Raw genomic sequence first — 23,198 nt, forward strand, 5'->3', positions numbered from 1 at the left:
GCGGTGGTTACTTGGTGAGGAGCTGGTACTCCGGCAGGTTCTGCCAGTTGAACTCGACGTCGTTGACGCCGTCCGCGGCGACCGCGGCGATGTTCGAGTACCACAGCGGGATGGCCGGGAGGTCCTCCATGAGGATCGCCTGGGCGTCCGCGTAGATCTGCTCACGCTCCTCGTCGGACTCCGCCGCCGACGCCTGGCTCATCAGGTCGTCGAACTCGGCGTTCGAGTAGTCGCCGTCGTTCGAGCCGGCCCCCGTGCCGTACAGCGGCGCGAGGTAGTTGAAGATCGACGGGTAGTCCGGCTGCCAGCCGGTCCGGAACGCGATGTCGATCGTCCGGTCGGTGACGTCGGTCCGAAGCTCGTCGAACGTCGGGTACGCCTTGCCCTCGGCCTTGATCCCCAGGTTGTTGGAGATCTGGTTGGTCACGGCCTCGACCCAGGCCTCGTGGCCGCCGTCGCCGTTGTAGGCGAGCTGGAAGGTGCCGTTGTAGGGCTTGATCGCGTCGGCCTCGGCCCAGAGCTTCTTGGCCTCGTCCGGGTTGAACTCCACGACCTCGTTGCCCTCGATCTCCTCGGTGAAGCCCGGCATCAGCGGCGAGCTGAAGTCGACCGCAGGCGTACGGGTGTCGGCGAAGATCTTCTCGGTGATCTCGGCCCGGTCGATGGCCATGGAGATGGCCTCGCGACGGAGGTGGCCCTCCTCGTCGTCACCGAAGCCCGGCATCGAGGCCGCGAAGGTGAACGACTGGAAGACCGAGCCCGGCTCGGAGAACGGCTGGACCTGGTTGTCGTCCTGGAACGTCGTCAGGTAGGCGTCCGGAACCGTCTTCAGGACGTCGAGGTTGCCCGACTGGACGTCCACGTAGGCCGCGTCCAGGTTCGTGTAGAACTTGAACGTCAGGCCGGCGTTCTGCGCCTGGCGCGCGCCGTCGTAGTCCTCGTTCGGGACCAGCGCGATCTGGACGTCGTGCTGCCACGCGCCCTCGCCGTCCATCATGTACGGGCCGTTGCCGACCGGGTTCTCGCCGTAGGCCTGGAGGTCCTCGAAGGCCGCCTCGGGCAGCGGGTAGAACGCCGAGTAGCCCAGACGCGCCGGGAAGTCCGACTCGGGCTGGTTCAGGGTGATGGTGAAGGTCTTGTCGTCGACGACCTCGAGGCCCGACATCGTGTCGACCTTCGGGTTCTCGGCCTGAACCTCCTCGAAGCCCTGGATCGGGTAGTAGAAGTAGCTGTTCAGGTGAGCGTTGGTGCTCAGCGCGCCCTGGTTCCACGCGTCCACGAACGAGCTCGCGGTCACGGGGGTGCCGTCGCTGAACGACCAGTCCTTCAGCGTGACGGTCCAGGTCTTGTTGTCGTCGGACTCGATCGACTCCGCGACCTCGAGGGTGGACGAGCCGTCGGCCTCGTACGTGACCAGGCCGGCGAAGATCATGTCGATGACGTTGCCGCCACCGGTCTCGTTCGTCATCGAGGGAACGAGCGGGTTCTGGGGCTCAGAACCGTCGACGGTGATGACGGCATCGGTGCTGGCCGTGTCGTCATCACTCCCGCCGCCGCCGCACGCGGTCAGGGTCAGACCGACTGCAGCGAGCAACGCCACGCCCGCCAGGCGAGTACGCCGGGAGAGTCGCATGGAATCCTCCTGTTTCGTTGGGTGTTCGCAATAAGAATTGCGCAACCCCATGCCTACTATGCGGATCACCCGTACAACAGGGTGCGAGCCAGACGCTTACCGAAGTGTTACAACCGCGGATGTGCGCTGGGCCACCCGCTTTCCTATCAGAGGGCCCCAAAACGGTCGAAACGGCGCCTAGGTTCCCGCCCCTGGACGTGAGAACCGCCACGCCCCGACGGGGGCGTGGCGGTCTCGGACGTACGGCGGGCTCAGCCCTTGCGCTTGGTGACCTCGTCGGTCGCCTGCGGCAGAACCTCCTTGAGGTCGCCGACGACGCCGAAGTCGACCAGCTCGAAGATCGGAGCCTCGGGGTCCTTGTTGACCGCGACGATCGTCTTCGAGGTCTGCATCCCGGCGCGGTGCTGGATCGCGCCGGAGATGCCGTTGGCGACGTACAGCTGCGGCGAGACCGTCTTGCCGGTCTGCCCGACCTGGAAGCTGTGCGGGTACCAGCCCGAGTCCACAGCGGCGCGCGAGGCGCCGACAGCGGCCCCCAGCGAGTCCGCGAAGGCCTCGACCTGCGAGAAGTCGCCCCCGGTGCCACGGCCGCCGGAGACGACGATCGCCGCCTCGGTCAGCTCCGGACGACCGGTCGCCTCACGCGGCTTGGAGTCGGTGATCTTCGCGCCCTTCGCGGCGTCGGAGACCGTCACCGAGACCGGCTCGAGAGTCGCGGCGCCCGACGCCTCCTCCGGGGTGGCGGAGTTCGGCTTGACCGCCACGATCGGGGTGCCGTGGGTGACGGTCGCGTCGACGGTGAACCCGCCGGCGAAGACCGACTGGGTCGTCTTGACCCCGTCACCCTCGGCGACGACGTCCACGGCGTCGGTGATGACGCCCGACTCGGTCTTGATCGCCAGACGTCCGGCGATCTCCTTGCCCTCCGCGGAGCTGGAGATCAGCACCGCGCCGGGCTGCTTGTCGGCGACGAGCTGGGCCAGCGCCTCGGCCTTGGGGGCGACGAGGAACTCCGACAGCTCCGGCGCGTCCAGGACGTAGACCGTCTCGGCGCCGTACTGCGCCAGCGCGGCCTGGGCCGCGTCGGCGCCGGAGCCGATGAAGACGGCCGACGGCGTCCCGAGGCGACGGGCGATCGTCAGGAGCTCAGCAGTGGTCTTGCGGACGGAACCGTCGACGTGGTCGACGAGAACGAGGATCTCACTCATGCTGCTTGCCTCCTCAGACGAACTTCTTCGAGGCGAGGAACTCGGCGAGCTTCACGCCGCCGTCGCCCTCGTCGGTGACGATCTCGCCGGCGGTCCGCGGCGGACGCTCGGCGAAGGACAGGACCTTCGTCCAGGCGGCGTCCAGGCCGACCTGGGAGGCCTCGATCCCGAGGTCGTCGAGCGTCAGGTCCTCGACCGGCTTCTTCTTCGCCGCCATGATCCCCTTGAACGAGGGGTAGCGAGGCTCGCCGGACTGGTCGGTGACCGACACGACGGCCGGCGCGGAGGCCGTGATCGTCTCGGTCGCGGTGTCGCCGTCACGGCGCACCGTCACCGTGCTGCCGTCGACGGTCACCTCGGAGGCGAACGTCACGGCCGGCAGGCCGAGGCGCTCGGCGACCATGGTCGGGACGACGCCCATGAGACCGTCGGTCGAGCTCATCCCGAAGAACACGAGGTCGTGCTCGAGCTTCTCGATCGCCTTCGCGAGGACCAGCGACGTCGCGACGGCGTCCGAGCCGGCGATCGTGTCGTCCTCGACGTGGACGCCGGCGTCGGCGCCCATCTGCAGGGCCTTGCGGACGGCGTCGGCGGCGTCGGCAGGGCCGACGGTGACGACGGTGACCTCACCGTCGTTCTCCTCGGCGACCTGCAGCGCCTGCTCGACCGCGTACTCGTCGAGCTCGGACAGCAGACCGTCCACGCCCTCGCGGTCGACGGTGTTGTCCGACGCATCAAAGGACCGGTCCGCCGTGGCGTCCGGTACGTACTTCACACAGACGACGATGTTCATGGCCTCTTCGGCCCCTCCTGTGCAGTCGACTTCGGTCACGGCGCTCGCACGAGACGCGCGTCGCGGCAGCCGTGGCGGCTGCTGGTGCCGGAGCTGGATACGGCTCCGCATCTTTCACGTTACCGACAGGTAACCCCGATGGCGAGAGGCGGCGAAATGGCGTGGGTCACACCGGAGCCCCCTCCCGTCAGGCGCTCGACCGGAACGGATGGTGACCCGCGCCGTGTCAGGTAGTGGCCCCTACGCCCCGGACACTGCGACACTGGGCCGCAACGACCGGCCGAGGAATCGGCCCGGCAGGTGCCCTCATGGTAGCCCCCGTGCTCCCACGGACACCGCCGGGTCCGCGGCCCGACCCGAGACGATGGAGAACGCATGAGCTACGACCAGCCCCCGTACGAGCCCGGCGACGCGCGGCCGAGCGACGGTGGACCCCAGACGCCGAGCGGTCTGACGATCGACCCGGGCCGGCTCTGGGCGGGTGGGGTCGCGACCGCCGTCGTCGCCGGACTCGCCGCGGTGGTGGGTCTGCTGGTCTGCCGCGGGGTCTTCGACATCCCGGTCTTCGTGCCCGACAGCGCGGGTGGGTGGGACGTCGCCTCGACCGTGCCGTACGCGTTCGGTGCGGCCGCCGCCGCGCTGCTCGCGACCGCGCTGATGCACCTCCTGCTGATCGCGACCCCGCGCCCGAAGCTGTTCTTCGGGTGGATCGCGACCCTGATCACGGTGATCGTCGGTGTCCTCCCGTTCACCGTCGACATCGACGTGTCCGAGCAGATCGCGTCGGCGGCGGTCGGAGTCCTGATCGCGATCGTGATCGCGACTCTGGTCTCAGGGACGGCCTCGCGGTCGGTCAAGACCGGCGTGGCCTGACCCTCCGTCGGTCGGGGGTCTCGATCGGGCTCGTCCCTCGCCCGCCTCGACCAGCGTGACGTCCGCTGGTCGAGGCGCGAGCGGAGCGAGGGATCGAGACCCGTAGGCTCGCCGGCACCCGCGCGTGACGTCCGCTGGTCGAGGCGCGAGCGGAGCGAGGGATCGAGACCCGTAGGCTCGCCGGCACCCCCACGTGACGTCCGCTGGTCGAGGCGCGAGCGGAGCGAGGGATCGAGACCCGTAGGCTCGCCGGCATGCCCGCGCCCGAGCCTCGTCCGCAGATGGTCATCACCGGTGAGCGGACGGTGCCGGGGCTCTGGCACGAGAACTACTGGTTCCGGCGTCACGAGATCGTCTACGAGGCGATCGCCGACCGGGTCGCTGATCGCCGGGTGCTCGAGGCCGGGTGCGGCGAGGGGTACGGAGCGGACCTGCTCGCCCGGACCGCCGCTGCGGTCGTCGCGCTCGACTACGACGCGTACGCGACCGGGCACGTCCGCACCGCCTATCCCCTGCTCCGGGTTCTGCGCGGCAACCTCGTGAGCCTGCCGTTCACGGACGGCGCGTTCGACGTGGTCGTGAGCCTGCAGACGATCGAGCACCTGTGGAGCCAGGAGGCGTTCCTCGCCGAGTGCGTGCGTGTCCTCCGTCCGGGCGGCACGCTCGTCGTCAGCACGCCGAACACCCTGACCTTCCCGCCCGGCAACCCGTACCACCCGAACGAGCTCGACCCCGACCAGCTCCGCGCTCTGGTGGCGCGGCACGCGACGGTCACCCAGTACGCGGGGCTGCGGCACGGAGCCCGGCTGACGACGTGGGAGCGCGAGCACGGTTCGATCGTCGAGGCCCAGATCGCGGGGCCGTACGCCTCGTGGCCCGAGCCCGTCGCCACCTGCGTCGCGTCGGTCACCACGGCCGACTTCGCGCTCGCGGAGGACGATCTCGCCACCTCGCTGGACCTCGTGATCAGCGCCCGGGTCTGATCCGCCGACAGCGGATCCGCCCGGAGCCGATCCGCCCAGGGTGGATTCGCTGGATCGCCGCCGCCAGGTGTGGCGAGGGTGAGGCCATGAGCCACGACAACGCACCGCCCCAGTTCGACTCCACCACCCGCCAGCAGCTCCTCGCCCGACGTGTCCTCGTCCTCGACGGCGTCCTGGACGACGACAACGGTGCTCTGCTGTCGGCCCAGCTGATCTCGCTCGCGGCCGACGACCCGGATGCGGACGTCGCGCTGTGGATCCACTCCCCCGGCGGGTCCGTCCCGTCGATGCTCGCCCTGCGCGACCTCGTACGGATCGTGCCGTGCGACGTCGCGACCCTGGCACTCGGCCTCGCGTGCAGCGCGGGCCAGTTCCTGCTGTCGGCGGGGACGCCCGGCAAGCGGTACGCGCTCCCGCACGCCCGCGTCCTCATGCACCAGGGTTCCGCCGGCATCGGCGGGAGCGCCGTCGAGATCGAGGTCCAGGCCGACGACCTGCGGCACACCCGCGACACCGTGCTCGGCCTGATCGCCTCCGACACCGGACAGCCGGTGGAGCGGATCTTCGAGGACTCGCTGCACGACCGGTGGTACACGGCCGAGCAGGCCCGGGCGTACGGGTTCGTCGACGCGGTCGTCGACTCCTTCGACCAGGTGATGCCGCGGAGGCGCCGCACCGTCGGGATGGGCGTCGCGGGGCGGGAGGCCGTGCGATGAGCAGCTACACGATCCCCAACGTGATCGCCCAGCACCCGCGCGGCGAACGGATCATGGACGTCTACTCGCACCTGCTCAGCGAGCGGATCGTCTACCTCGGCACGGGCGTGGACGCCGGCGTCGCGAATGCTCTGATCGCCCAGCTGCTTCATCTGGAGGCCGACTCGCCTGATGCCGAGATCAGTCTCTACGTGAACTGCGAAGGCGGCGACGAGACCGCCATGCTCGCCGTCTACGACACGATGCAGCACATCCGCTCCCCCATCGCCACCGTCTGCGTCGGGCAGGCGATCGCCGGCGGCGCGGTCCTGGTCGCGGGTGGGACGCCGGGCAAGCGCGCGACGCTCCCGCACGCACGGTTCGTGCTGCACCAGCCGGCGGCACGCGGGCAGGGGACGATCCCGGACCTCATTCTCCAGGCCGACGAGGTCGTGCGCGTCCGCAACGAGATGGAGCAGATCCTCGCCGCCCACACCGGCCAGACCGCGGCCACGCTGCGACACGACACCGACCGCGACCGGGTGTTCTCGGCGAGCGCGGCCCGGGCGTACGGCCTGGTCGACGTGGTGCTCGAGGCGCCGGTCAGGCCGCGCGGGCCTGCGGCGCCCCACCCTGCGTCGGCCCCGCTGTAGGGCCGGCGCCGCGGGAAACGGTCCGGCTGCGCAGGTCGAGGCTCACCCCGGCGGTCAGGTCGAGCAGCGTGCAGCCCAGGGCACCGGCGACGGCCGCGACGATCTCGCTCGACGGCTCCTTGAGGCCGCGCTCGACCTCGGACAGGTACTGGACCGAGATCCCCGCAGCACCGGCGGTGTCAGCGAGCCTCTGGCCCCTCTCGAGCCGCAGGGCACGGAGCCGGCGACCGAGCACGACCCGCCACAGCGGCTCCGGCTCGTCGAGCGGCGCGCGCGGCGCCGTACGACCAGGGATCCGCGACGACGGTGCGTGCGCGTCGGATCGCGGAGTGTGCTCGCGTGGCTGCTCGCGTGGCTCGAACCGGATCAGGTCGCCCATGTCGGCAGGCTAGGTCAGGTCGCGCCTCGCAGGAAGGCCGTTCTGCTAGGGGCGGACGGGGTCTCGATCACTCGCTCCGCTCGCGCCTCGACCAGCGAAGACCCACCCGCTCCGCTCGCGCCTCGACCGGCGAAGACCCACCCGCCCCGCTCGCGCCTCGACCAGCGAAGACCCACCCGCTCCGCTCGCGCCTCGCCCAGCGGTGCCGCTGAGAACAGGGGGTCGGGGCTGAATTCCTCGCACACCGTGCGCGTACGGTGTGCGAGGAATCCCACGTGGCCCGATTTTCTGGTGGGCCGCGCGTCTTCCAGTGGGCCGCGCGTCGCGGCTGCCGGATCACGCCAGCCGCGAACCGCCAGCCGCCAACCGCCAGCCGTCACCCGCCAACCGCCAGCCGCCACCCGCCGGCCGTCAACCGAAGGTCTCGCGCGCCTCGGCCTGCTCGGCGGCGACCTCGGCGGTGTAGCGCTGGATCTCGGCCCACTCCGCCGCGTCGTCGCGCCGACTCTTGACCACGCGTCCGGGCAGCCCGGCGACGATCGCGTAGTCCGGGTAGTCGCCCCGGGCGACGGTGTGCGCCGCCAGCACGACCCCGCGCCCGGTCGTCGTGCCCCGCAGCACCGAGGCCTTCACGCCGATCCACGAGTCGGGACCGATCCGTACGGGCGCGACCACCAGCCCCTGGTCCTTGATCGGCCGCTCCAGGTCGAGCGTGACGTGGTCGAAGTCGCAGATGTAGGTCCAGTCCGACACGATCGTCGCCGCACCGATCTCGATGTCGAGGTGGGCGTTGACGATGTTGTCCGACCCCATCACGACCTTGTCGCCGAGCCGCAGCGTCCCGTTGTGCGCACGCAGCGCCGTCCGGTCGCCGAGGTGCACGAACGCACCGAGGACGATCCGGCCGTACGGAGTCTTCGTCTCGATCTGCACGTCCCGACCGAGGAACACGAACCCCTCGGTGATGACGTCCGGGTGCCGCCGGCGGAACCGCCAGAACCGCCAGTAGCGCACCAGGTGGTACGGAGTCCATGCGCGGTGCCGCCGGACCCAGCGCCACGAGTCGCGGGTCAGGAACCGGGCCTGACGCGGAGCGCTCACGGCTTCGTCGCGGTCACCGAGACGTTGTAGTAGAGACCCTTCGGCACCACCGGCGAGACCGCCTTGTCCAGTGCCGAGAGCCGCAGCCACGTCTTGTACGCGAACATCCGCCAGCCCGCCCCGAGACGATCCTCGGGCACGGCCGCCTCGAAGGTCCGCACCGGCCAGCCGAACCACGACGCGGTCAGCTCCTCGGTCGCGGTCCGCACGTTCACGCCGCCGGCCCGCAGGACCGTCCGCTCCAGCGCGGACGGCTCGAACGTGTGCAGGTCGACGACCGCCTCGAGCGCCGCCGCACGCGACGACTCGTCGAGCTCCTCGGCCGGACGGGACCAGCCGCGCAGCGGGCCGAGCCTGGTCGCATTCGTCGTCGCCCACCAGGTCAGCCGTGACAGGCGCCGCGCCACGAAGTCACCCCGTCGGGTCGGCTCGCCGCAGATCACGATCCGCCCGCCCGGGCGGAGCACCCGCAGCATCTCCCGGAACGCCTTCTCGACGTCCGGGATGTGGTGGATCACCGCGTGCCCGATCACCAGGTCGAACGAGTCGTCGTCGTACGGAAGGCTCTCCGCGTCCGCGGCCTCGCCCTCGAGCGCGAAGCCGAGACCCTCGGCGTTGCGCTGCGCGACCTCGACCATCCCCGGCGAGATGTCGGTGACCGTGCCCTTCTCGATCACGCCGGCGAGCATGAGGTTCAGGGTGAAGAATCCCGTGCCGGCGCCGATCTCGAGGCTGCGGCCGTAAGGCCAGCCGGCCTCGCCGGCGACGGCGACGAAGCGATCCCGGGCGTAGTCGATGCAGCGCTCGTCGAACGAGATCGACCACTTCTCGTCGTAGGTCTGCGCCTCCCAGTCGTGGTAGAGCACCTGGGCGAGCTTCGTGTCCTCCCAGGCGGCCTCGACCTGGTCGGCGGTCGCGTGCGGGTTGGGTGCTGAGCCGGACATCGGGCTACCTTCCCTCGAACGTGGCCTTGCCCGGCCCGTTCTCGATGAACGAGCGCATGCCCGTCTTCTGGTCCTCGGTCGCGAACAACGCCGCGAAGCTCATCCGCTCGATCTCCAGCCCGGTCGTCAGGTCGACGTCGAGGCCCTTGTCGACGGAGTCCTTCGCGGCGCGCAGCGCAAGGGACGCCGCGCCGACGAACTGCCCCGCCCACGCGAGCGCCGCGTCGTACACCTCCGCCGCGGGGACGAGCCGGTCGACCAGACCGATCGCCAGGGCCTCGTCGGCGTCGACGAACCGCCCGGTGAAGATGATGTCCTTCGCCTTCGCGGGACCCACCAGGCGGGACAGCCGCTGCGTGCCGCCGGCGCCCGGGATGATCCCGAGGAGGATCTCGGGCTGGCCGAGCTTCGCGTCGTCGGCGGCGATCCGGATGTCGGTGCACAGCGCCAGCTCGCAGCCGCCGCCGAGGGCATACCCCGTGATCGCGGCCACCGTCGGCTTGCTGATTTGCGCGACCGCGGTCAGCGACGCCTGCAGGGCCTTGGACCGGGCCGCCATGTCCTGGTAGTCCATCTCGGCCATCTCCTTGATGTCCGCGCCGGCCGCGAACACCCGTTCGCCGCCGTACACGACCACCGCCGCGACGTCGTCGCGCGCGTCCGCCTCACGTGCGGCCTCGGCGATCTCGTCCTGCACCTGGATGTTCAGGGCGTTCATCTTCGGACGATCGAGCCTGATCGTGGCGACGCCGTCGGCGACCTCGAGCCGGACGAGCTCTCCCATCGGATGTGCCTCTCGTGCAGGGTGCGGGGACGACCCGAGAGTAGCGAATGCCACAGCGTGGCCCGCCGCTGCGGCTGTCGTGTGCGTCATCATGGACGGATGCACGATTCCGAGGCGTGGGCGTACGAGCGCCACGGGTCCGCCCCCGGCTACCCCCACCCGTTCGGCGCCACCCGGCTCGCGGGCGGCGGCGTCAACTTCGCGGTGCACGCCCCGCGCGCCCGCGCCGTGCAGGTCGAGCTGCCCGGGATCGGGACCGTCGAGCTCGAGTCGCGGACGGGCTCGGTGTGGCACGTCGAGGTGGCCGGGCTCCCGCCCCGGCAGGAGTACGGGTTCGTCGTCGACGGCGTCCGCCTGCTCGACCCGTACGCCCGGCACGTCACCGGCGGTCTCGACGGACACACCTCCGCGCTGCGCTCGTACGTCGTCGAGCCCGGGTTCGACTGGGCCGGGGACGTCGCGCCACGCACCCCGTGGGACCGCACGGTGATCTACGAGGCGCACGTCAAGGGCCTCACCCGGCTCCACCCCGACATCCCCGACGAGCTCCGAGGCACGTACGCCGGGCTCGTCCACCCGGCCGTGCTGGACCACCTCGTCGATCTCGGCGTCACCGCCGTCGAGCTGCTGCCGGTGCACCACTTCGTCACCGAGCCGAGCGTCGCCGAGCGCGGCCTGGTGAACTACTGGGGCTACAACACCGCCGCCTACCTCGCCCCGCACGCGCCGTACGCCGCGACCGACGACCCGGTCTCGGAGTTCCGCACGATGGTGCGGGCGCTGCACGAGCGCGGGCTCGAGGTGCTGCTCGACGTGGTCTACAACCACACCGCCGAGGGTGGGAAGGACGGTCCGCTGCTGCACCTGCGCGCGCTCGACGACGCCGGCTACTACCGGCACGCGCACGGGCGCTACTTCGACGTCACCGGCTGCGGCAACACCGTCCGTACGCACGCCGCTCCCGCCGAGGCGCTCGTGATGGAGTCCCTGCGCTACTGGGTCACCGAGATGCACGTGGACGGGTTCCGGTTCGACCTCGCCTCCGCGCTCGCTCGCGCCGGGCAGGGGCGCGTGAACCTGCACCGCTCCCTGATCGAGCGGATCACCGCCGACCCGGCGCTGCGGGGCGTCAAGCTCGTCGCGGAGCCGTGGGACGCGAGCATGGACGGGTACCTGCTCGGCGGGTACCCCGAGCCGTGGGCCGAGTGGAACGACCGGTTCCGCGACGACGTCCGGGACTTCTGGCGCGGCCACGGAGGTGGCGCCGCTCCGATCGCGACCCGGCTCGCCGGCTCCTCGGAGATCTTCGGGCCGAGCGGCCGCCCACCGCAGGCGTCGGTCAACCTCGTCACCGCGCACGACGGGTTCACGCTGCGCGACACCGTCTCCTACGACCACAAGCACAACGAGGCGAACGGCGAGGACAACCGCGACGGCCACAACCACAACTGCTCCGACAACGGCGGTGCCGAAGGGGAGACCGACGACGTCGAGGTCCTGACGCGCCGCCGGCGCCGCTCCGCCGCGCTGCTCGCGACCCTGCTCGTGTCCGCGGGGACGCCGATGATCCGGGCCGGCGACGAGCTCGGGCAGACCCAGGGCGGCAACAACAACGCGTACTGCCACGACGACGAGACCACCTGGCTCCCCTGGATCCCCGACGTCGGGTGGGGCCACCTCCGTACGGTCGCCTCGCGCCTGCTGGCGTTGCGGGCCGAGCACGCGGCGCTGCGGACCGCCCGGTACTTCACCGGCGAGCCCGGCGGCCCGTACGGGCGCGAGGACCTGGCGTGGCTCCACCCGGACGCGCGCCCGTGGACCGACGAGGACTGGGCCGACGACACCACGACGGCGGTCGGGATGGCGCTCGACGGCACGCAGACCGGCGACGGCGAGGGCCGCAGCGTGCTCGTGCTCCTCAACGCCGCGGACGGGCCCGTCGCCTGGACGCTCCCCGCCGACCCCTGGCCCCCGAGCTACCGGGTCGCGCTCGACACCGCCGACCTCGACCGCGACGCGACGTACGGCGCGAAGGAGACGATCGAGGTCGCCGGCCAGTCGGTGCTGGTGCTGGTCGAGGCCACCGAGATCTGAGAACCCCCACCGGTCTCGACTACGGTCGGAGCATGATCACGCGTATCCCGGTGATGGACGTCTCCCCCGTGATCGAGCACGGGGCCTACCCCGCGAAGGCCACGGTGGGCGAGCCGTTCCCGGTGCGGGCGCGGGTCTTCCGGGAGGGCCACGACCGCCTCGGCGCGGGGGTCGTGCTCACCGGTCCGGACGGGCGTGAGCGGCCCCTCGTGCGGCTCCCCCACCAGGACAACGACGTGCACGAGGTCTGGCTGACGCTGGAGCAGCCCGGTGCGTGGACCTTCCGGATCGAGACGTGGTCCGACCCGTACGGCACGTGGCTGCACGATGCGGCGGTCAAGATCGCCGCCGACGTCGACACCGAGGTGATGCTGCTCGAGGGCGCGGTGCTGCTCGAGCGAGCGGCCAAGGGCCTTCCGCGCGGCACGACCGCCGACCGGGCCAAGCTGCGCGCCGCGGCGAAGGTGCTGAAGGACCGTCGCCGCGCCGTCGACGAGCGGCTCGAGGCGGGACGGACCGAGACGGTGCTCGACGTCATGGGCCGGTACCCCGTGCGCGACCTGCTCGACGCGACGCGGGAGTACCCGCTGTTCGCCGACCGCGAGCGAGCGCTCGCCGGTGCGTGGTACGAGCTGTTCCCTCGCTCGTACGGCGGGCTGCGCGGCGCGGCGGACCGTCTGCCCGCGGTCGCCGGGATGGGCTTCGACGTGGTCTACCTGCCGCCGATCCACCCGATCGGCCGGGTCAACCGCAAGGGACGCAACAACGCGCTCGTCACCGAGCCCGGCGACGTCGGATCCCCGTGGGCGATCGGCGCCGCCGAGGGCGGTCACGACGCGATCCACCCCGACCTCGGCACGTTCGACGACCTCGACGCGTTCGTCGCCCGCGCCGGCGAGGTCGGCCTCGAGGTCGCGCTCGACCTCGCGCTGCAGTGCGCGCCGGACCACCCGTGGGTCCGCGAGCACCCGGAGTGGTTCAACGTCCGCGCCGACGGCTCCATCGCGTACGCCGAGAACCCGCCGAAGAAGTACCAGGACATCTACCCGCTCAACTTCGACGTCGACCCCGAGGGCCTGTACGCGGAGATCCTGCGGGTGGTGCGGTTGTGGATGGCCCACGGGATCCGGATCTTCCGGGTCGACAACCCGCACACGAAGCCGGTCGCGTTCTGGGAGCGGCTCATGCGCGAGGTCCGCACGACCGACCCGGACGTGGTGTTCCTCGCCGAGGCGTTCACGCGGCCCGCGATGATGCAGGCGCTGGGGATGGTCGGGTTCCACCAGTCGTACACGTACTTCACGTGGCGGGAGACCAAGGGCGAGCTCGAGTCGTACCTGTCCGAGGTGTCCGGCCGCAAGGCGGCGGTGATGCGCCCGACGTTCTGGGTCAACACCCCCGACATCCTCCCGGTGCACCTGCACTCGGGAGATCCTGCGATGTTCCGGCTGCGGGCGGTGCTCGCCGCGACCGGCGCGCCGAGCTGGGGCGTGTACTCCGGTTTCGAGCTCCTCGAGCACACGCCGCTGCGTCCCGGGAGCGAGGAGTACCTCGACTCCGAGAAGTACCAGCTGCGCGAGCGCGACTTCGACGACCCGCGCTCCATCGCTCCGTTCATCGCGCGCCTGAACGCCATCCGCGCCGATCGGCCGGCGCTGCGTCAGCTCCACCGCCTCACGATCCACGCGACCGACTCCGAGCACGTGATCGCGTACTCCAAGCGCTACCTGCGCGGCGACGTCGACGACGCGGTGATCGTCGTCGCGAACCTCCAGCCCGCCGCCGACCACGAGACCACCGTCCACCTCGACCTTCCCGCCCTCGGGATCGGGTGGGGCGAGACGTTCCGGGTCCGCGACGAGCTCACGGGCGCGGAGTACGAGTGGGGCGAGCACGACTACGTCCGGCTCGGCGGCGAGGGCGAGGTCGCGCACGTGCTGACCGTCCTGCGCTGAGGGTCGCGGTCGATCCACCCGCCGATCCCGTACGAAGCGCACGTTGCCGAATCCGAGCGCGTCCTGCCGGACGCGCTCGGATTCGGCGGAACGCGCTCGGAGTCGGTCACAGGCGCCCCGCCCGCGCCCGTCGATAGGCCCGAGCGAGCTCGCTCCTGATCCGCGCGGCGGTCCGCTCCTGGTTCTGGGGCAGGAGATCGATCCAGGTGACGCGGACGACGCTGAAGCCGAGATCTTCGATGGCCTTCTCGCGCCGCTTCTCGTTCATGACCTTCGTCGCGGCACTCGGACCGCCCCGATCCCCCTCGTCCTCGTACTTCTGCTTCCCGTCGAACTCGACCACGAGCCGCGCCTCCGGCCAGCAGAAGTCGACCTCGGCGTGCCGATCGGGCCCGATCGCGATCTCGTACTGCGGCTCCGGACGCTCGATCCCGTACCGCCACAGCATGACTAGCACCCGGACCTCCCCGACGCTGTCGCACCTCGCGTCCGCGATCGCCGCCGCGTCGCGCGCCGTCGGCGCCCCGGTCCAGTGGGCCAGCGTGTCGAGCTGCGCGACGAGCCGAGAACGGTCGGCCTCCTGGTCGTACAGCTCGACCATTCCCCGCCGTCGCGCGTCGGCCATGCGCGACGCGAGCCACCCCGACGCCAGCACCGTCCCGTCGTCGAGGTCGAGGGTCGTCATCGTCGTCGCCACCGCACGAACCGGCTCGGTGACGGGAACCCCGCCGATCTCGACGATCTCGGAAGCCTCGAGCGGGCCGCGATGGTAATGCAGGGCGCCGGTGCGCCGGCTGGTCGTCCCGTCGCGATGGGCCAGGTGGACGCGGTCGAGATCGAGCCCGTCGGGCACGAGCGCACCGGTCGCGAGCCCGTGCACGGCGATCGCGCTGTCATGGGTCCCGACATGGCCAGGCTTGACGTGCGCGAGCACGGCCCGCAGACGGACCACGGTCTGCTCCGCGACGGACAGCCGCCGCCACGACACAGGGGCGTACACGCCCCTGTGCAGATGGACGAGGACGCCTCCGTCGACGGCGCGCTGCAGCGCGGCGTCGGAGACGCCGCAGTCGACGGCCTCGCGTCGGGTGACGTACCCGCCGTTGGCGATGGCGCGCGGTTCAAGTCGGTGCATGGTCACCACCCTGTCGGCCCCCGGCCTCCGATGGCGTACTCACGGGGTGCCTGTGGAGGACCGACATCCTCCGAGCGCGCGTTGCCGACTCCTAGCACGTCCTGCGGGATGCGCTCGGAGTCGGCAAGGCGCGCTCGGTCCGCGGACTACGGGCCAACGCGCGCGAGCGGCCGCTCGCTGCGCCCGCGCCGCGAGGGTCACATGGCGTGGCGGCGGACCGTGTCGATGTAGTGCGCCGCAGTGGTGAGCCGCATCGTCGTACGCGAACGCAGCAGCTTCATCGCCTTGAACGTCTTCCCCCGACCCAGCAGCTCGCGGACCTGTTCCGCGATCGCGTCGGAGACCTCCGGGTGGTCCAGCGGCCGCAGAGCGGCGTGGGCGCGCTCGGTCGCCCGTTCGACCCCGAGCACCGTCTCCCACTCCGCGACCTGGGACTTCGCGGCGAGCAGCGTCAGCCCCGTGCGTACGTGCAGGAGACGGGTCGCCTCGAGCCGTTTGCCCTCCGTCAGCAGGCGGGTCATCTCCGCCAGGGTGACCTCGTCGACCACGGTGTTCTCGCTGGTGATCACGGAGCCGGCGCGCAGGCCCGGCGCCACCGCCGGGAGCCGCCGGCCGATCGTCGCCTCGGGCACGCGCGCCGCGGCCCGGCTCGAGAACCACACGAGCAGGGCGCCGAGCGCGATGCCGGCGACGAGCGCGACGACCACGGCGGTGACCACGCTCGTCAGCGTAGCGGCGGCGGCCTGCACAGTCGCGGAGGCGTGCAAGGATGGCGCGCATGGACGCCCCCACACGAGCGAAGACGGAGGCACGCGACCGGCGCTCGACCGAGGCCCGCGACCGGCGTGACGACGACCCGCTGTGGTTCAAGCGGGCGGTGTTCTACGAGGTCCTGGTGCGATCGTTCGCGGACTCGTCCGCGGACGGCGTCGGTGACCTCGCCGGGTTGACCAGCCGCCTCGACTACCTGGCGTGGCTCGGCGTGGACTGCCTCTGGCTCCCCCCGTTCTACCCCTCTCCTCTGCGCGACGGCGGGTACGACGTGGCGCACTACACCGAGATCTCCGAGGAGCTCGGGACGATCGAGGAGTTCCAGACGCTCCTCGACGCAGCGCACGAGCGCGGGATCCGCGTGATCATCGACGTGGTCATGAACCACACGTCGGACCAGCACCCGTGGTTCACCGCGTCGCGCGACGAGCCGGACGGCCCGTACGGCGACTTCTACGTGTGGTCCGACTCCGACGACCCGTACTCCGACGCCCGGATCATCTTCGTCGACACCGAGACCTCGAACTGGACGTACGACCCCGTGCGCGGCCAGTACTTCTGGCACCGCTTCTACTCCCACCAGCCGGACCTGAACTTCGAGAACCCCGCGGTGCACGACGCGATGATCGACGTGCTGCGGTTCTGGCTGGACATGGGCGTGGACGGGTTCCGGCTCGACGCCGTCCCGTACCTGTACGAGGAGGAGGGCTCGATCTGCGAGAACCTCCCCGAGACCCACGCGTTCCTCAAGAAGGTGCGCTCGTTCGTCGACACGCACTACCCCGGCCGCGTGCTGCTCGCCGAGGCGAACCAGTGGCCGGCGGACGTGGTCGACTACTTCGGCGACGCCGAGGCCGGTGGCGACGAGTGCCACATGTGCTTCCACTTCCCCGTGATGCCGCGCCTGTTCATGGCCGTACGCCGCGAGTCCCGCTACCCGATCAGCGAGATCATGGAGCAGACCCCGGACATCCCGGACTCGTGCCAGTGGGGCATCTTCCTGCGCAACCACGACGAGCTGACCCTCGAGATGGTCACCGACGAGGACCGCGACTACATGTGGCGCGAGTACGCCACGGACCCGCGGATGAAGGCCAACATCGGGATCCGGCGACGGCTCGCGCCGCTGCTGGACAACGACACGAACCGCATGGAGCTCTTCACCGCGCTGCTGCTCAGCCTGCCCGGCTCGCCGGTGCTGTACTACGGCGACGAGATCGGGATGGGCGACAACATCTGGCTCGGTGACCGCGACGGGGTCCGCACGCCCATGCAGTGGACACCGGACCGCAACGCCGGCTTCTCCCGCGCGAACCCGGGCAAGCTCAGCCTCCCGCTGATCATGGACCCGGTCTTCGGCTACCAGGCGGTCAACGTCGAGGCGCAGGAGGAGGACCGCTCGTCGCTGCTGCACTGGACGCGCCGGATGATCCACATCCGCAAGCAGCACCCGGCGTTCGGGCTCGGCACCTTCCACGACCTGGGCGGGTCCAACCCGTCGGTGCTGTCGTTCGTGCGCGAGCACGAGGGCGACGTGATGCTGTGCGTGAACAACCTGTCGCGCTTCCCGCAGCCCGTCGAGCTCGACCTGCACGCGTACGCCGGGGTGCAGCCGGTGGAGATGCTGGGCGGTGTCGAGTTCCCCGCGATCGGTGAGCTTCCGTACCTGCTGACCCTGGCGGGCCACGGGTTCTACTGGTTCCGGATCCGTCCGCTTCCGAAGGAGGAGGGCTGATGTCCCCCGAGACGCCCGCGATGCTCGACTACCTGGTGCGCCAGCGGTGGTTCGCCGGCGACGGGCCCGGCTGGGAGCTCGTCGACCTCGACGCGTACGGATGGCTGGACGGCGCGCCCGAGGGTCTGCGCGTCCGGTACGAGATCGTGACCGTGGACGGGCCCGGCGGCCGCCAGACGTACAACCTGCCGACCGCGTACCGCTCCGAGCCGATCGAGGCGAACGCGTACGGGCTGATCGGGACGTCGCGCGACGAGGACGGTCGTGAGGAGTTCGTCTACGACGCCTTGCACGACCCGCAGGCGCGCCAGGTGCTGATGGCGGGGTTCTTCACCGACGCGCGCGTCGGTGGGATCCGGTACGCGACCGAGCCGTCGTTCCACGCGACCGACGGTGACTCCGACGAGCCGAGCGAGCCGATCGGTCCCGACTCGGAGTCCGTGCTGCTCGCGGTCGAGCAGTCGAACACCTCGATGATCGTCGACGAGGTGGCGATGCTGAAGGTGTTCCGCAAGGTCGTGCTGGGGCGCAACCCCGACGTGGAGATCCACGACGCGCTCGCCGGACCGGGCGACGACGCGATCGCGGCCCTGTGGGGCTGGGTGTGCACGGACACCCAGCCCGGCGAAGGGTACGACCTGGCCATGCTGCAGCGGTTCCTGCGGACCGCGACGAGCGGCTGGGACTCCGCGCGGGCGAGCGTGCGCGACCTGCTGGCCGAGCCCGACCTCGCCCCGCAGGAGGCCGGCGGCGACTTCGCGGGCGAGGCGGAGCGGCTCGGGGAGGCGGTGGCGCTGGTCCACACGCTGATGGCGCAGCGGCTGACGACCGCGTCGTGGGGCGCCGAGGAGCTGGCCGCGCTGGCCGACCGGCTGACCGCACGGATGGACGCGCTGGTGGCGCGGGTCGAGGCCCTCGCCCCGTACGCCGACGCCGCGCGGGCGGTCTACGACCAGCTCCGCACGCCCGACGGGAGCGCGCTGGCGCAGCGGGTCCACGGGGACCTGCACCTCGGCCAGACGCTGCGGACGACCGCCGGCTGGAAGCTGATCGACTTCGAGGGCGAGCCGGCCGCGCCGCTCGCGGAGCGGACCGCGCTGGACTCGCCGTTGCGCGACATCGCCGGGATGCTGCGCTCCTTCGACTACGCGGCGCGCTCGTCGCTGCTCCAGTCGGTCGCGGCCGACGGCGACGAGGTCGCGCGCGCGGAGGCGTGGGCGCGCCGCAACCGCGGGGCGTTCCTGCGCGGGTACGCCTCGGGTCGCGCCGCCGACGCGGCCGAGCCCGCGTCGTCGGCCGAGCTGACGGACACGCTGATGCGGGCGTACGAGATCGACAAGGCGCTGTACGAGTACGTGTACGAGATCGACCACCGGCCGGACTGGGTCGCGGTCCCGGCGACCGCGCTCGACCGCCTGCTCGAGCGCTGACGGCTCCGGGCCCCGGGTGCATTCGCCGGGTCGGCGAGCCTCGTACGGTGCAGACTGGCTCAGGTGTCGGGTTCTCGCTACAGCATCGCCCTCGACGAGGGCCGACGTGGGCTCGACTCCCAGATCGACGACCTCAAGGGGACCCGGGACCGTGCGACCGCCTTCCTCGGGGTCGCCGGCGTCGCCGCGGCGTTCCTCGGTGGCCTGCGGGGCGATCGGCCGCTCGGCGTCGCCACCTGGGTCGCGGTGCTGGCCTTCCTGCTCGTCGCGGCGTTCACCGTCATGACGTTGTGGCCGCGGGAGATGACCGTGGTCCAGCGGCCCACGACGATCGTCGGGTGGGCCGACGACGAGACGAACTCGACCGACGACATGGAGCGCGACCTCGCGCTGCACATGAGCGGCCACTTCGACACCAACGAGCGGACGCTCGACCGTCTCCACAAGGTGACCGCTCTCGGTGCGGTCGCGCTCCTCGTCGAGGTGACGGCCCTCGTGTTCGACCTCGGGAGACTGTGATGGGCAACGACGATCCGCAGCCGCGCCTCCCCGACCCCGGCCGACCGAGCCGGCGCGACCGGCCGGACGCGCCGCAGCCCGGCTCGCCCCAGCCGTGGGCGCCGCTGCCCTCGCCCGGGACGCCGCCGCAGCCGGGGGCTCCGCGACCGGGTCGGCCCGGCCCGCCGAAGCAGGGTCGATTCCGGTGGTTCCGCCGTCGGCGACGTACCGACTGAGCGAGGACCGTCTCGGCGGCGCAGGCGGACGTGGGCGTGTGCGGCCGTCAGGTCGCCTGCACCGCGTCCAGCGCCGACAGCTTGGTCGATCGCCGGGCAGGCACGAGCGCGGCGAGGAATCCGAGCACGGACCCGGCGACGAGAACGGCGACCAGCGTGAGCCACGGCACCGTGAACCCGACGGACACGCCGGCGAGCCGGGCCATGCCCGTGGTCACGGCGAGGCTCAGCACGATCCCCGCGACCATGCCCGTCAGCGTCCCCATCAGCGCGATGAGCACCGACTCGAGCCGGACCATCCGCCGGACCCGGCGGTCGGTCATCCCGACGATCCGCAGGAGGCCGAGCTCGCGGCGGCGCTCCAGGATCGACAGCGACATCGTGTTGATGATCCCGATCAGCGCGATCACCACGCTCATCAGCAGCAGGCCGGTCACGGCGTTGATCGCGAAGTCGAAGATCCCGCCGATGAGGTTGCCCAGGGCGTTGCCCGCCATGATCGTGATGTCCGGCCGGAGGTCGGCGATGTCCTGGATCTCCTCCTCGGTCTCGGACTGCTTCCCGACCGCGACGTCGACGATCGCGGCGGTGGGAGCGACGTCGCCGACCAGCTCCTCGAAGGTCTCCTCGTCGACGAGGTCGCCGAGCTGGGCCGCGTCCAGCGACACCGCGAGCACGGCGACGACGTCGAGGTCGACCGTCTGGCCGTCGAGATCCTCGACCGCCACGGTGTCGCCCACCGTGCCGGTGCCCTCGAGGACGGCGATCGCGCCGCCGCTCAGGTCGTCGAGGCTGCCGTCGAGGACGGTCAGGTCCGTCTCCTCTCCGAGCGCGGCCAGGTCGCCGCTGGAGATGAGGGCCGGATCGCCGTCGACGGTGACGGTCTCCCGGCGGTACGGGGTGACGGCCTCGACCTCGTCGATCGACTCGATCGCGCTGACCAGGTCGGGATCGACCGTCCCGCCCTCGGAGGACACCACGTAGTCGGCGCTCTGGAGCTCGTCGATCGTCTCGACGGCGAAGTCGCGGATGCTGCTCCCAGCGACCGACACGAACGTGACCAGCAGGACGCCGATCACGAGAGCGTTCGCGGTGGTCGCGGTGCGCTTGGGGTTGCGTACGGAGTTGTCGACGGCGAGGCGCCCCTCCAGCCCGAAGCGGTGCATGATCGGGCGGCTGAGGCGCGCGACGGCGACGGCGACGAACGGCGCACCGACCAGGAGCGCGGCGACGAACAGCACCGCTCCCAGGCCGATCACGGGGGCGTTCGGGCCGAAGAACATCGCGAGCAGTCCCAGCCCGGCCAGGACGGCGGACGCGATCGCCCGCCCCCGCGACAGCGTGCCGGTCTCGACGGCTGCGTCCTGCATCGCCGCGATCGGTTCCGTCCGCCCCGCGCGCCGTGCCGGCACCATCACGGAGACGACGGTGATCACCGTGCCGAGCACGAGCCCGCCGAGGATCGTGCCCGACGTGATCTTGGCGCCACCGCCGGGGAGATCGACACCGAAGAGCTGGAGCAGGAGCGCCATGACCACGACCAGGACGTACCCGACCACGACGCCGATCGCGGACCCCGCGAGGCCGATCACGAGGCCCTCGTAGCGCAGCGACCGCTTGAGCTGCTTCCCGGTCGCACCGAGGGCCGACAGCACCGCCAGCTCGCGCTGCCGCTGCGCCACGATCACGCTGAAGGTGTTGTAGATGACGAAGCCGCCGACCAGCAGCGCCAGGATCGCGAAGGCTTGGAGTCCCTGCTTGATGACCCGGCCGAACGAGCCCGACGACTCCTTCTGCTGCTCGCGGAAGTCCTCACCGTCCACGGCCTCGAACGCGGGCGGCGTCACGGCCTCGACCTCGTCGAGCAGCGCGTCGGGCGAGCCGGAGGCACGCAGATAGAGGTTGTCGTACTCGCGGTGGCCGTCGCGCAGCCAGTCGAACGCCGACGCCTCGGGGACCGAGACCGTGCCGGCCGAGTCCAGTGCGTCGCTGTCGGCGAACCGGGTCGTGCCGACGATCGTCACGTCTTGCGGGCCCGCGACGGTCAGCAGGGTGACGTCGTCGCCGACGGCGAAGCCCTGGTCCTCGGCGAGCCCCCGGTCGACGGCGATCTCGCCGGCCGCGCTCGGCGCCTCACCCTCCTCGACGTCGAGCGGGTTGAGCTCGTCGTCGGTGACCCACAGCCGCGCCGTCGCGTCGGTCGCGACCGGGTCGCCGCCGACCACGAAGCCGCTCGGGCCGGTCAGGGTCCCCGCGCCCGCCTCCACTCCGTCGAGCCCGAGGATCCGGTCCGCGCGACGGCCCGGGATCACCAGCGGCTCGGCGGCCTCGGCCGCGGCGTCCGGGTCGGCCACGACGGCGACGTCGACGGCCCCGAACTCCCGGTCCACGTCACCCTCGAGCGAGTCGATGATGCCCTCGGACAGGAAGCCGGTCGCGGCGTAGAACATCACGCCGGTGATGATCGCGACCAGCGTCGCGAGGTAGCGCCCACGGTTGTGCCGGACGCTGCTGAGGATGAGCCGGAGCACGCCGATCAGCCCTCGAAGCGCTTCATCCGGTCCAGCACGCGGTCGGCAGTCGGATTCGCCATCCGGTCGACGATCTGCCCGTCGGCGAGGAACAGCACCTGGTCGGCGTACGACGCGGCGTGCGGGTCGTGGGTCACCATCACGATCGTCTGGCCCGTCTCGTCGACGGCCCGCCGCATGAACGTGAGGATCTCGATGCCCGTGCGGGAGTCGAGCGCGCCGGTCGGCTCGTCGGCGAAGACGATGTCCGGGCGCGGCACGAGCGCCCGCGCGACCGCGACCCGCTGCTGCTGGCCGCCCGACAGCTGGCTGGGGAGGTTGCCCAGCCGGTCGGCCATCCCGACCGTGCCGACGACCTCGTCGAGCCAGGCCTCGTCGGGCTTCTCGCCGGCCAGGGTCAGCGGGAGCAGGATGTTCTCACGGGCGGTCAGCGACGGGATCAGGTTGTACTGCTGGAAGATGAAGCCGAGCCGGTCGCGCCGCAGCAGCGTCAGCTCCGTCTTCGACAGCGTCGAGATGTCCGTCTCCCCGATGTACGCCGACCCGGAGGTGAGCCGGTCCAGGCCGGCGACGCACTGCATCAGTGTGCTCTTGCCGGAGCCGGACGGGCCCATGATCGCGGTGTACGCGTGCTGGGGGAAGTCGACCGTGACGCCGGCGAGCGCATGCACCGCGGCCTCTCCGGTCCCGTAGGTCTTGCGTGCATCCACGGCACGCGCGGCTGCCGTGATCACGGCCGTTCCGTCGGTCATCCGGGGCCTCCGAGG

General features: G+C 71.3%; 20 protein-coding genes. 9 read left to right on the forward strand and 11 right to left on the reverse strand.

Annotated elements, in window-relative coordinates; translation table 11 throughout:
* Positions 1–7: 7 nt before the first annotated feature.
* The 3 genes from CLV56_RS18115 to CLV56_RS18125 all read right to left on the reverse strand — a co-directional run bounded on the left by CLV56_RS18115 (position 8) and on the right by CLV56_RS18125 (position 3,634).
* Complete coding sequence (locus tag CLV56_RS18115; protein ID WP_039369041.1) at positions 8–1,633, reverse strand: peptide ABC transporter substrate-binding protein; 1,626 nt, start codon at positions 1,631–1,633, stop codon at positions 8–10.
* Between the two features lie 251 nt (positions 1,634–1,884).
* Entirely contained in the window at positions 1,885–2,841 is a 957-nt protein-coding gene (locus CLV56_RS18120; RefSeq protein WP_039369042.1) for an electron transfer flavoprotein subunit alpha/FixB family protein, read from the reverse strand.
* Positions 2,842–2,854: 13 nt separating this feature from the next.
* Positions 2,855–3,634 (reverse strand): electron transfer flavoprotein subunit beta/FixA family protein, encoded by a 780-nt coding sequence (locus CLV56_RS18125; protein WP_039369045.1) that lies wholly within the window; start codon positions 3,632–3,634, stop codon positions 2,855–2,857.
* Between the two features lie 375 nt (positions 3,635–4,009).
* On the opposite strand from CLV56_RS18125, the gene CLV56_RS18130 reads away from it, so the two are divergent.
* The 4 genes from CLV56_RS18130 (at position 4,010) to CLV56_RS18145 (ending at position 6,838) form a co-directional block, all read left to right on the forward strand.
* Positions 4,010–4,507 (forward strand): DUF6069 family protein, encoded by a 498-nt coding sequence (locus CLV56_RS18130; RefSeq protein ID WP_100415385.1) that lies wholly within the window; start codon positions 4,010–4,012, stop codon positions 4,505–4,507.
* Between the two features lie 254 nt (positions 4,508–4,761).
* Complete coding sequence (locus CLV56_RS18135; RefSeq protein WP_039369048.1) at positions 4,762–5,490, forward strand: class I SAM-dependent methyltransferase; 729 nt, start codon at positions 4,762–4,764, stop codon at positions 5,488–5,490.
* A gap of 86 nt (positions 5,491–5,576) precedes the next feature.
* Complete coding sequence (locus tag CLV56_RS18140) at positions 5,577–6,206, forward strand: ClpP family protease (RefSeq protein WP_039369051.1); 630 nt, start codon at positions 5,577–5,579, stop codon at positions 6,204–6,206.
* Positions 6,203–6,838 carry a ClpP family protease gene (locus CLV56_RS18145; RefSeq protein ID WP_039369054.1) on the forward strand — a complete coding sequence of 212 codons (636 nt, stop codon included), beginning with the start codon at positions 6,203–6,205 and terminating at the stop codon, positions 6,836–6,838. Before CLV56_RS18140 ends, CLV56_RS18145 begins: the two co-directional genes overlap by 4 nt.
* Here the strand turns inward: CLV56_RS18145 and CLV56_RS18150 are convergent.
* From CLV56_RS18150 to CLV56_RS18170, 4 genes are all read right to left on the reverse strand, one after another.
* Positions 6,789–7,217, reverse strand: a complete 429-nt coding sequence (locus tag CLV56_RS18150; RefSeq protein ID WP_100415386.1) for a helix-turn-helix domain-containing protein — start codon at positions 7,215–7,217, stop codon at positions 6,789–6,791. The two genes, CLV56_RS18145 and CLV56_RS18150, sit on opposite strands and share 50 nt — an antisense overlap.
* Positions 7,218–7,628: 411 nt before the next feature.
* Complete coding sequence (locus CLV56_RS18160; protein WP_039339564.1) at positions 7,629–8,318, reverse strand: acyltransferase; 690 nt, start codon at positions 8,316–8,318, stop codon at positions 7,629–7,631.
* Positions 8,315–9,262 carry a class I SAM-dependent methyltransferase gene (locus tag CLV56_RS18165; RefSeq protein WP_039339562.1) on the reverse strand — a complete coding sequence of 316 codons (948 nt, stop codon included), beginning with the start codon at positions 9,260–9,262 and terminating at the stop codon, positions 8,315–8,317. Before CLV56_RS18165 ends, CLV56_RS18160 begins: the two co-directional genes overlap by 4 nt.
* Positions 9,263–9,266: 4 nt before the next feature.
* On the reverse strand, positions 9,267–10,046 hold the full coding sequence (locus CLV56_RS18170) for an enoyl-CoA hydratase/isomerase family protein (protein WP_039339561.1): 780 nt from the start codon (positions 10,044–10,046) through the stop codon (positions 9,267–9,269).
* A gap of 99 nt (positions 10,047–10,145) precedes the next feature.
* On the opposite strand from CLV56_RS18170, the gene glgX reads away from it, so the two are divergent.
* Both glgX and CLV56_RS18180 read left to right on the forward strand, forming a co-directional pair.
* Complete coding sequence (gene glgX / locus CLV56_RS18175; RefSeq protein WP_170224823.1) at positions 10,146–12,140, forward strand: glycogen debranching protein GlgX; 1,995 nt, start codon at positions 10,146–10,148, stop codon at positions 12,138–12,140.
* Positions 12,141–12,172: 32 nt separating this feature from the next.
* On the forward strand, positions 12,173–14,095 hold the full coding sequence (locus CLV56_RS18180) for an alpha-1,4-glucan--maltose-1-phosphate maltosyltransferase (protein WP_039339559.1): 1,923 nt from the start codon (positions 12,173–12,175) through the stop codon (positions 14,093–14,095).
* 106 nt (positions 14,096–14,201) lie between these two features.
* Here CLV56_RS18180 and CLV56_RS18185 read toward each other — a convergent pair whose 3' ends face one another.
* Both CLV56_RS18185 and CLV56_RS18190 read right to left on the reverse strand, forming a co-directional pair.
* Positions 14,202–15,230 (reverse strand): type IV toxin-antitoxin system AbiEi family antitoxin domain-containing protein, encoded by a 1,029-nt coding sequence (locus CLV56_RS18185; protein WP_039339557.1) that lies wholly within the window; start codon positions 15,228–15,230, stop codon positions 14,202–14,204.
* A gap of 197 nt (positions 15,231–15,427) precedes the next feature.
* On the reverse strand, positions 15,428–15,949 hold the full coding sequence (locus CLV56_RS18190) for a hypothetical protein (protein WP_100415390.1): 522 nt from the start codon (positions 15,947–15,949) through the stop codon (positions 15,428–15,430).
* A gap of 59 nt (positions 15,950–16,008) precedes the next feature.
* Here CLV56_RS18190 and treS point away from each other — a divergent pair, with 59 nt between their 5' ends.
* The 3 genes from treS (at position 16,009) to CLV56_RS18205 (ending at position 19,685) form a co-directional block, all read left to right on the forward strand.
* Positions 16,009–17,736 (forward strand): maltose alpha-D-glucosyltransferase, encoded by a 1,728-nt coding sequence (gene treS, locus CLV56_RS18195; protein ID WP_100415391.1) that lies wholly within the window; start codon positions 16,009–16,011, stop codon positions 17,734–17,736.
* The gene (locus CLV56_RS18200; protein ID WP_039339552.1) at positions 17,736–19,166 is read left to right on the forward strand and encodes a maltokinase N-terminal cap-like domain-containing protein; all 1,431 of its coding nucleotides are present in this window, start codon (positions 17,736–17,738) and stop codon (positions 19,164–19,166) included. Before treS ends, CLV56_RS18200 begins: the two co-directional genes overlap by 1 nt.
* A 63-nt stretch (positions 19,167–19,229) precedes the next feature.
* On the forward strand, positions 19,230–19,685 hold the full coding sequence (locus tag CLV56_RS18205) for a hypothetical protein (RefSeq protein WP_039339550.1): 456 nt from the start codon (positions 19,230–19,232) through the stop codon (positions 19,683–19,685).
* Between the two features lie 262 nt (positions 19,686–19,947).
* Here the strand turns inward: CLV56_RS18205 and CLV56_RS18210 are convergent, their stop codons facing one another.
* Together CLV56_RS18210 and CLV56_RS18215 are read right to left on the reverse strand one after the other, a co-directional pair.
* A complete protein-coding gene (locus CLV56_RS18210) occupies positions 19,948–22,431 on the reverse strand; it encodes an ABC transporter permease (RefSeq protein WP_039339549.1) in 2,484 nt (827 codons plus the stop codon).
* Between the two features lie 5 nt (positions 22,432–22,436).
* Positions 22,437–23,183 carry an ABC transporter ATP-binding protein gene (locus CLV56_RS18215; RefSeq protein WP_039339547.1) on the reverse strand — a complete coding sequence of 249 codons (747 nt, stop codon included), beginning with the start codon at positions 23,181–23,183 and terminating at the stop codon, positions 22,437–22,439.
* Positions 23,184–23,198: the final 15 nt, after the last annotated feature.

This window comes from Mumia flava (assembly GCF_002797495.1).
GTDB lineage: Bacteria > Actinomycetota > Actinomycetes > Propionibacteriales > Nocardioidaceae > Mumia > Mumia flava.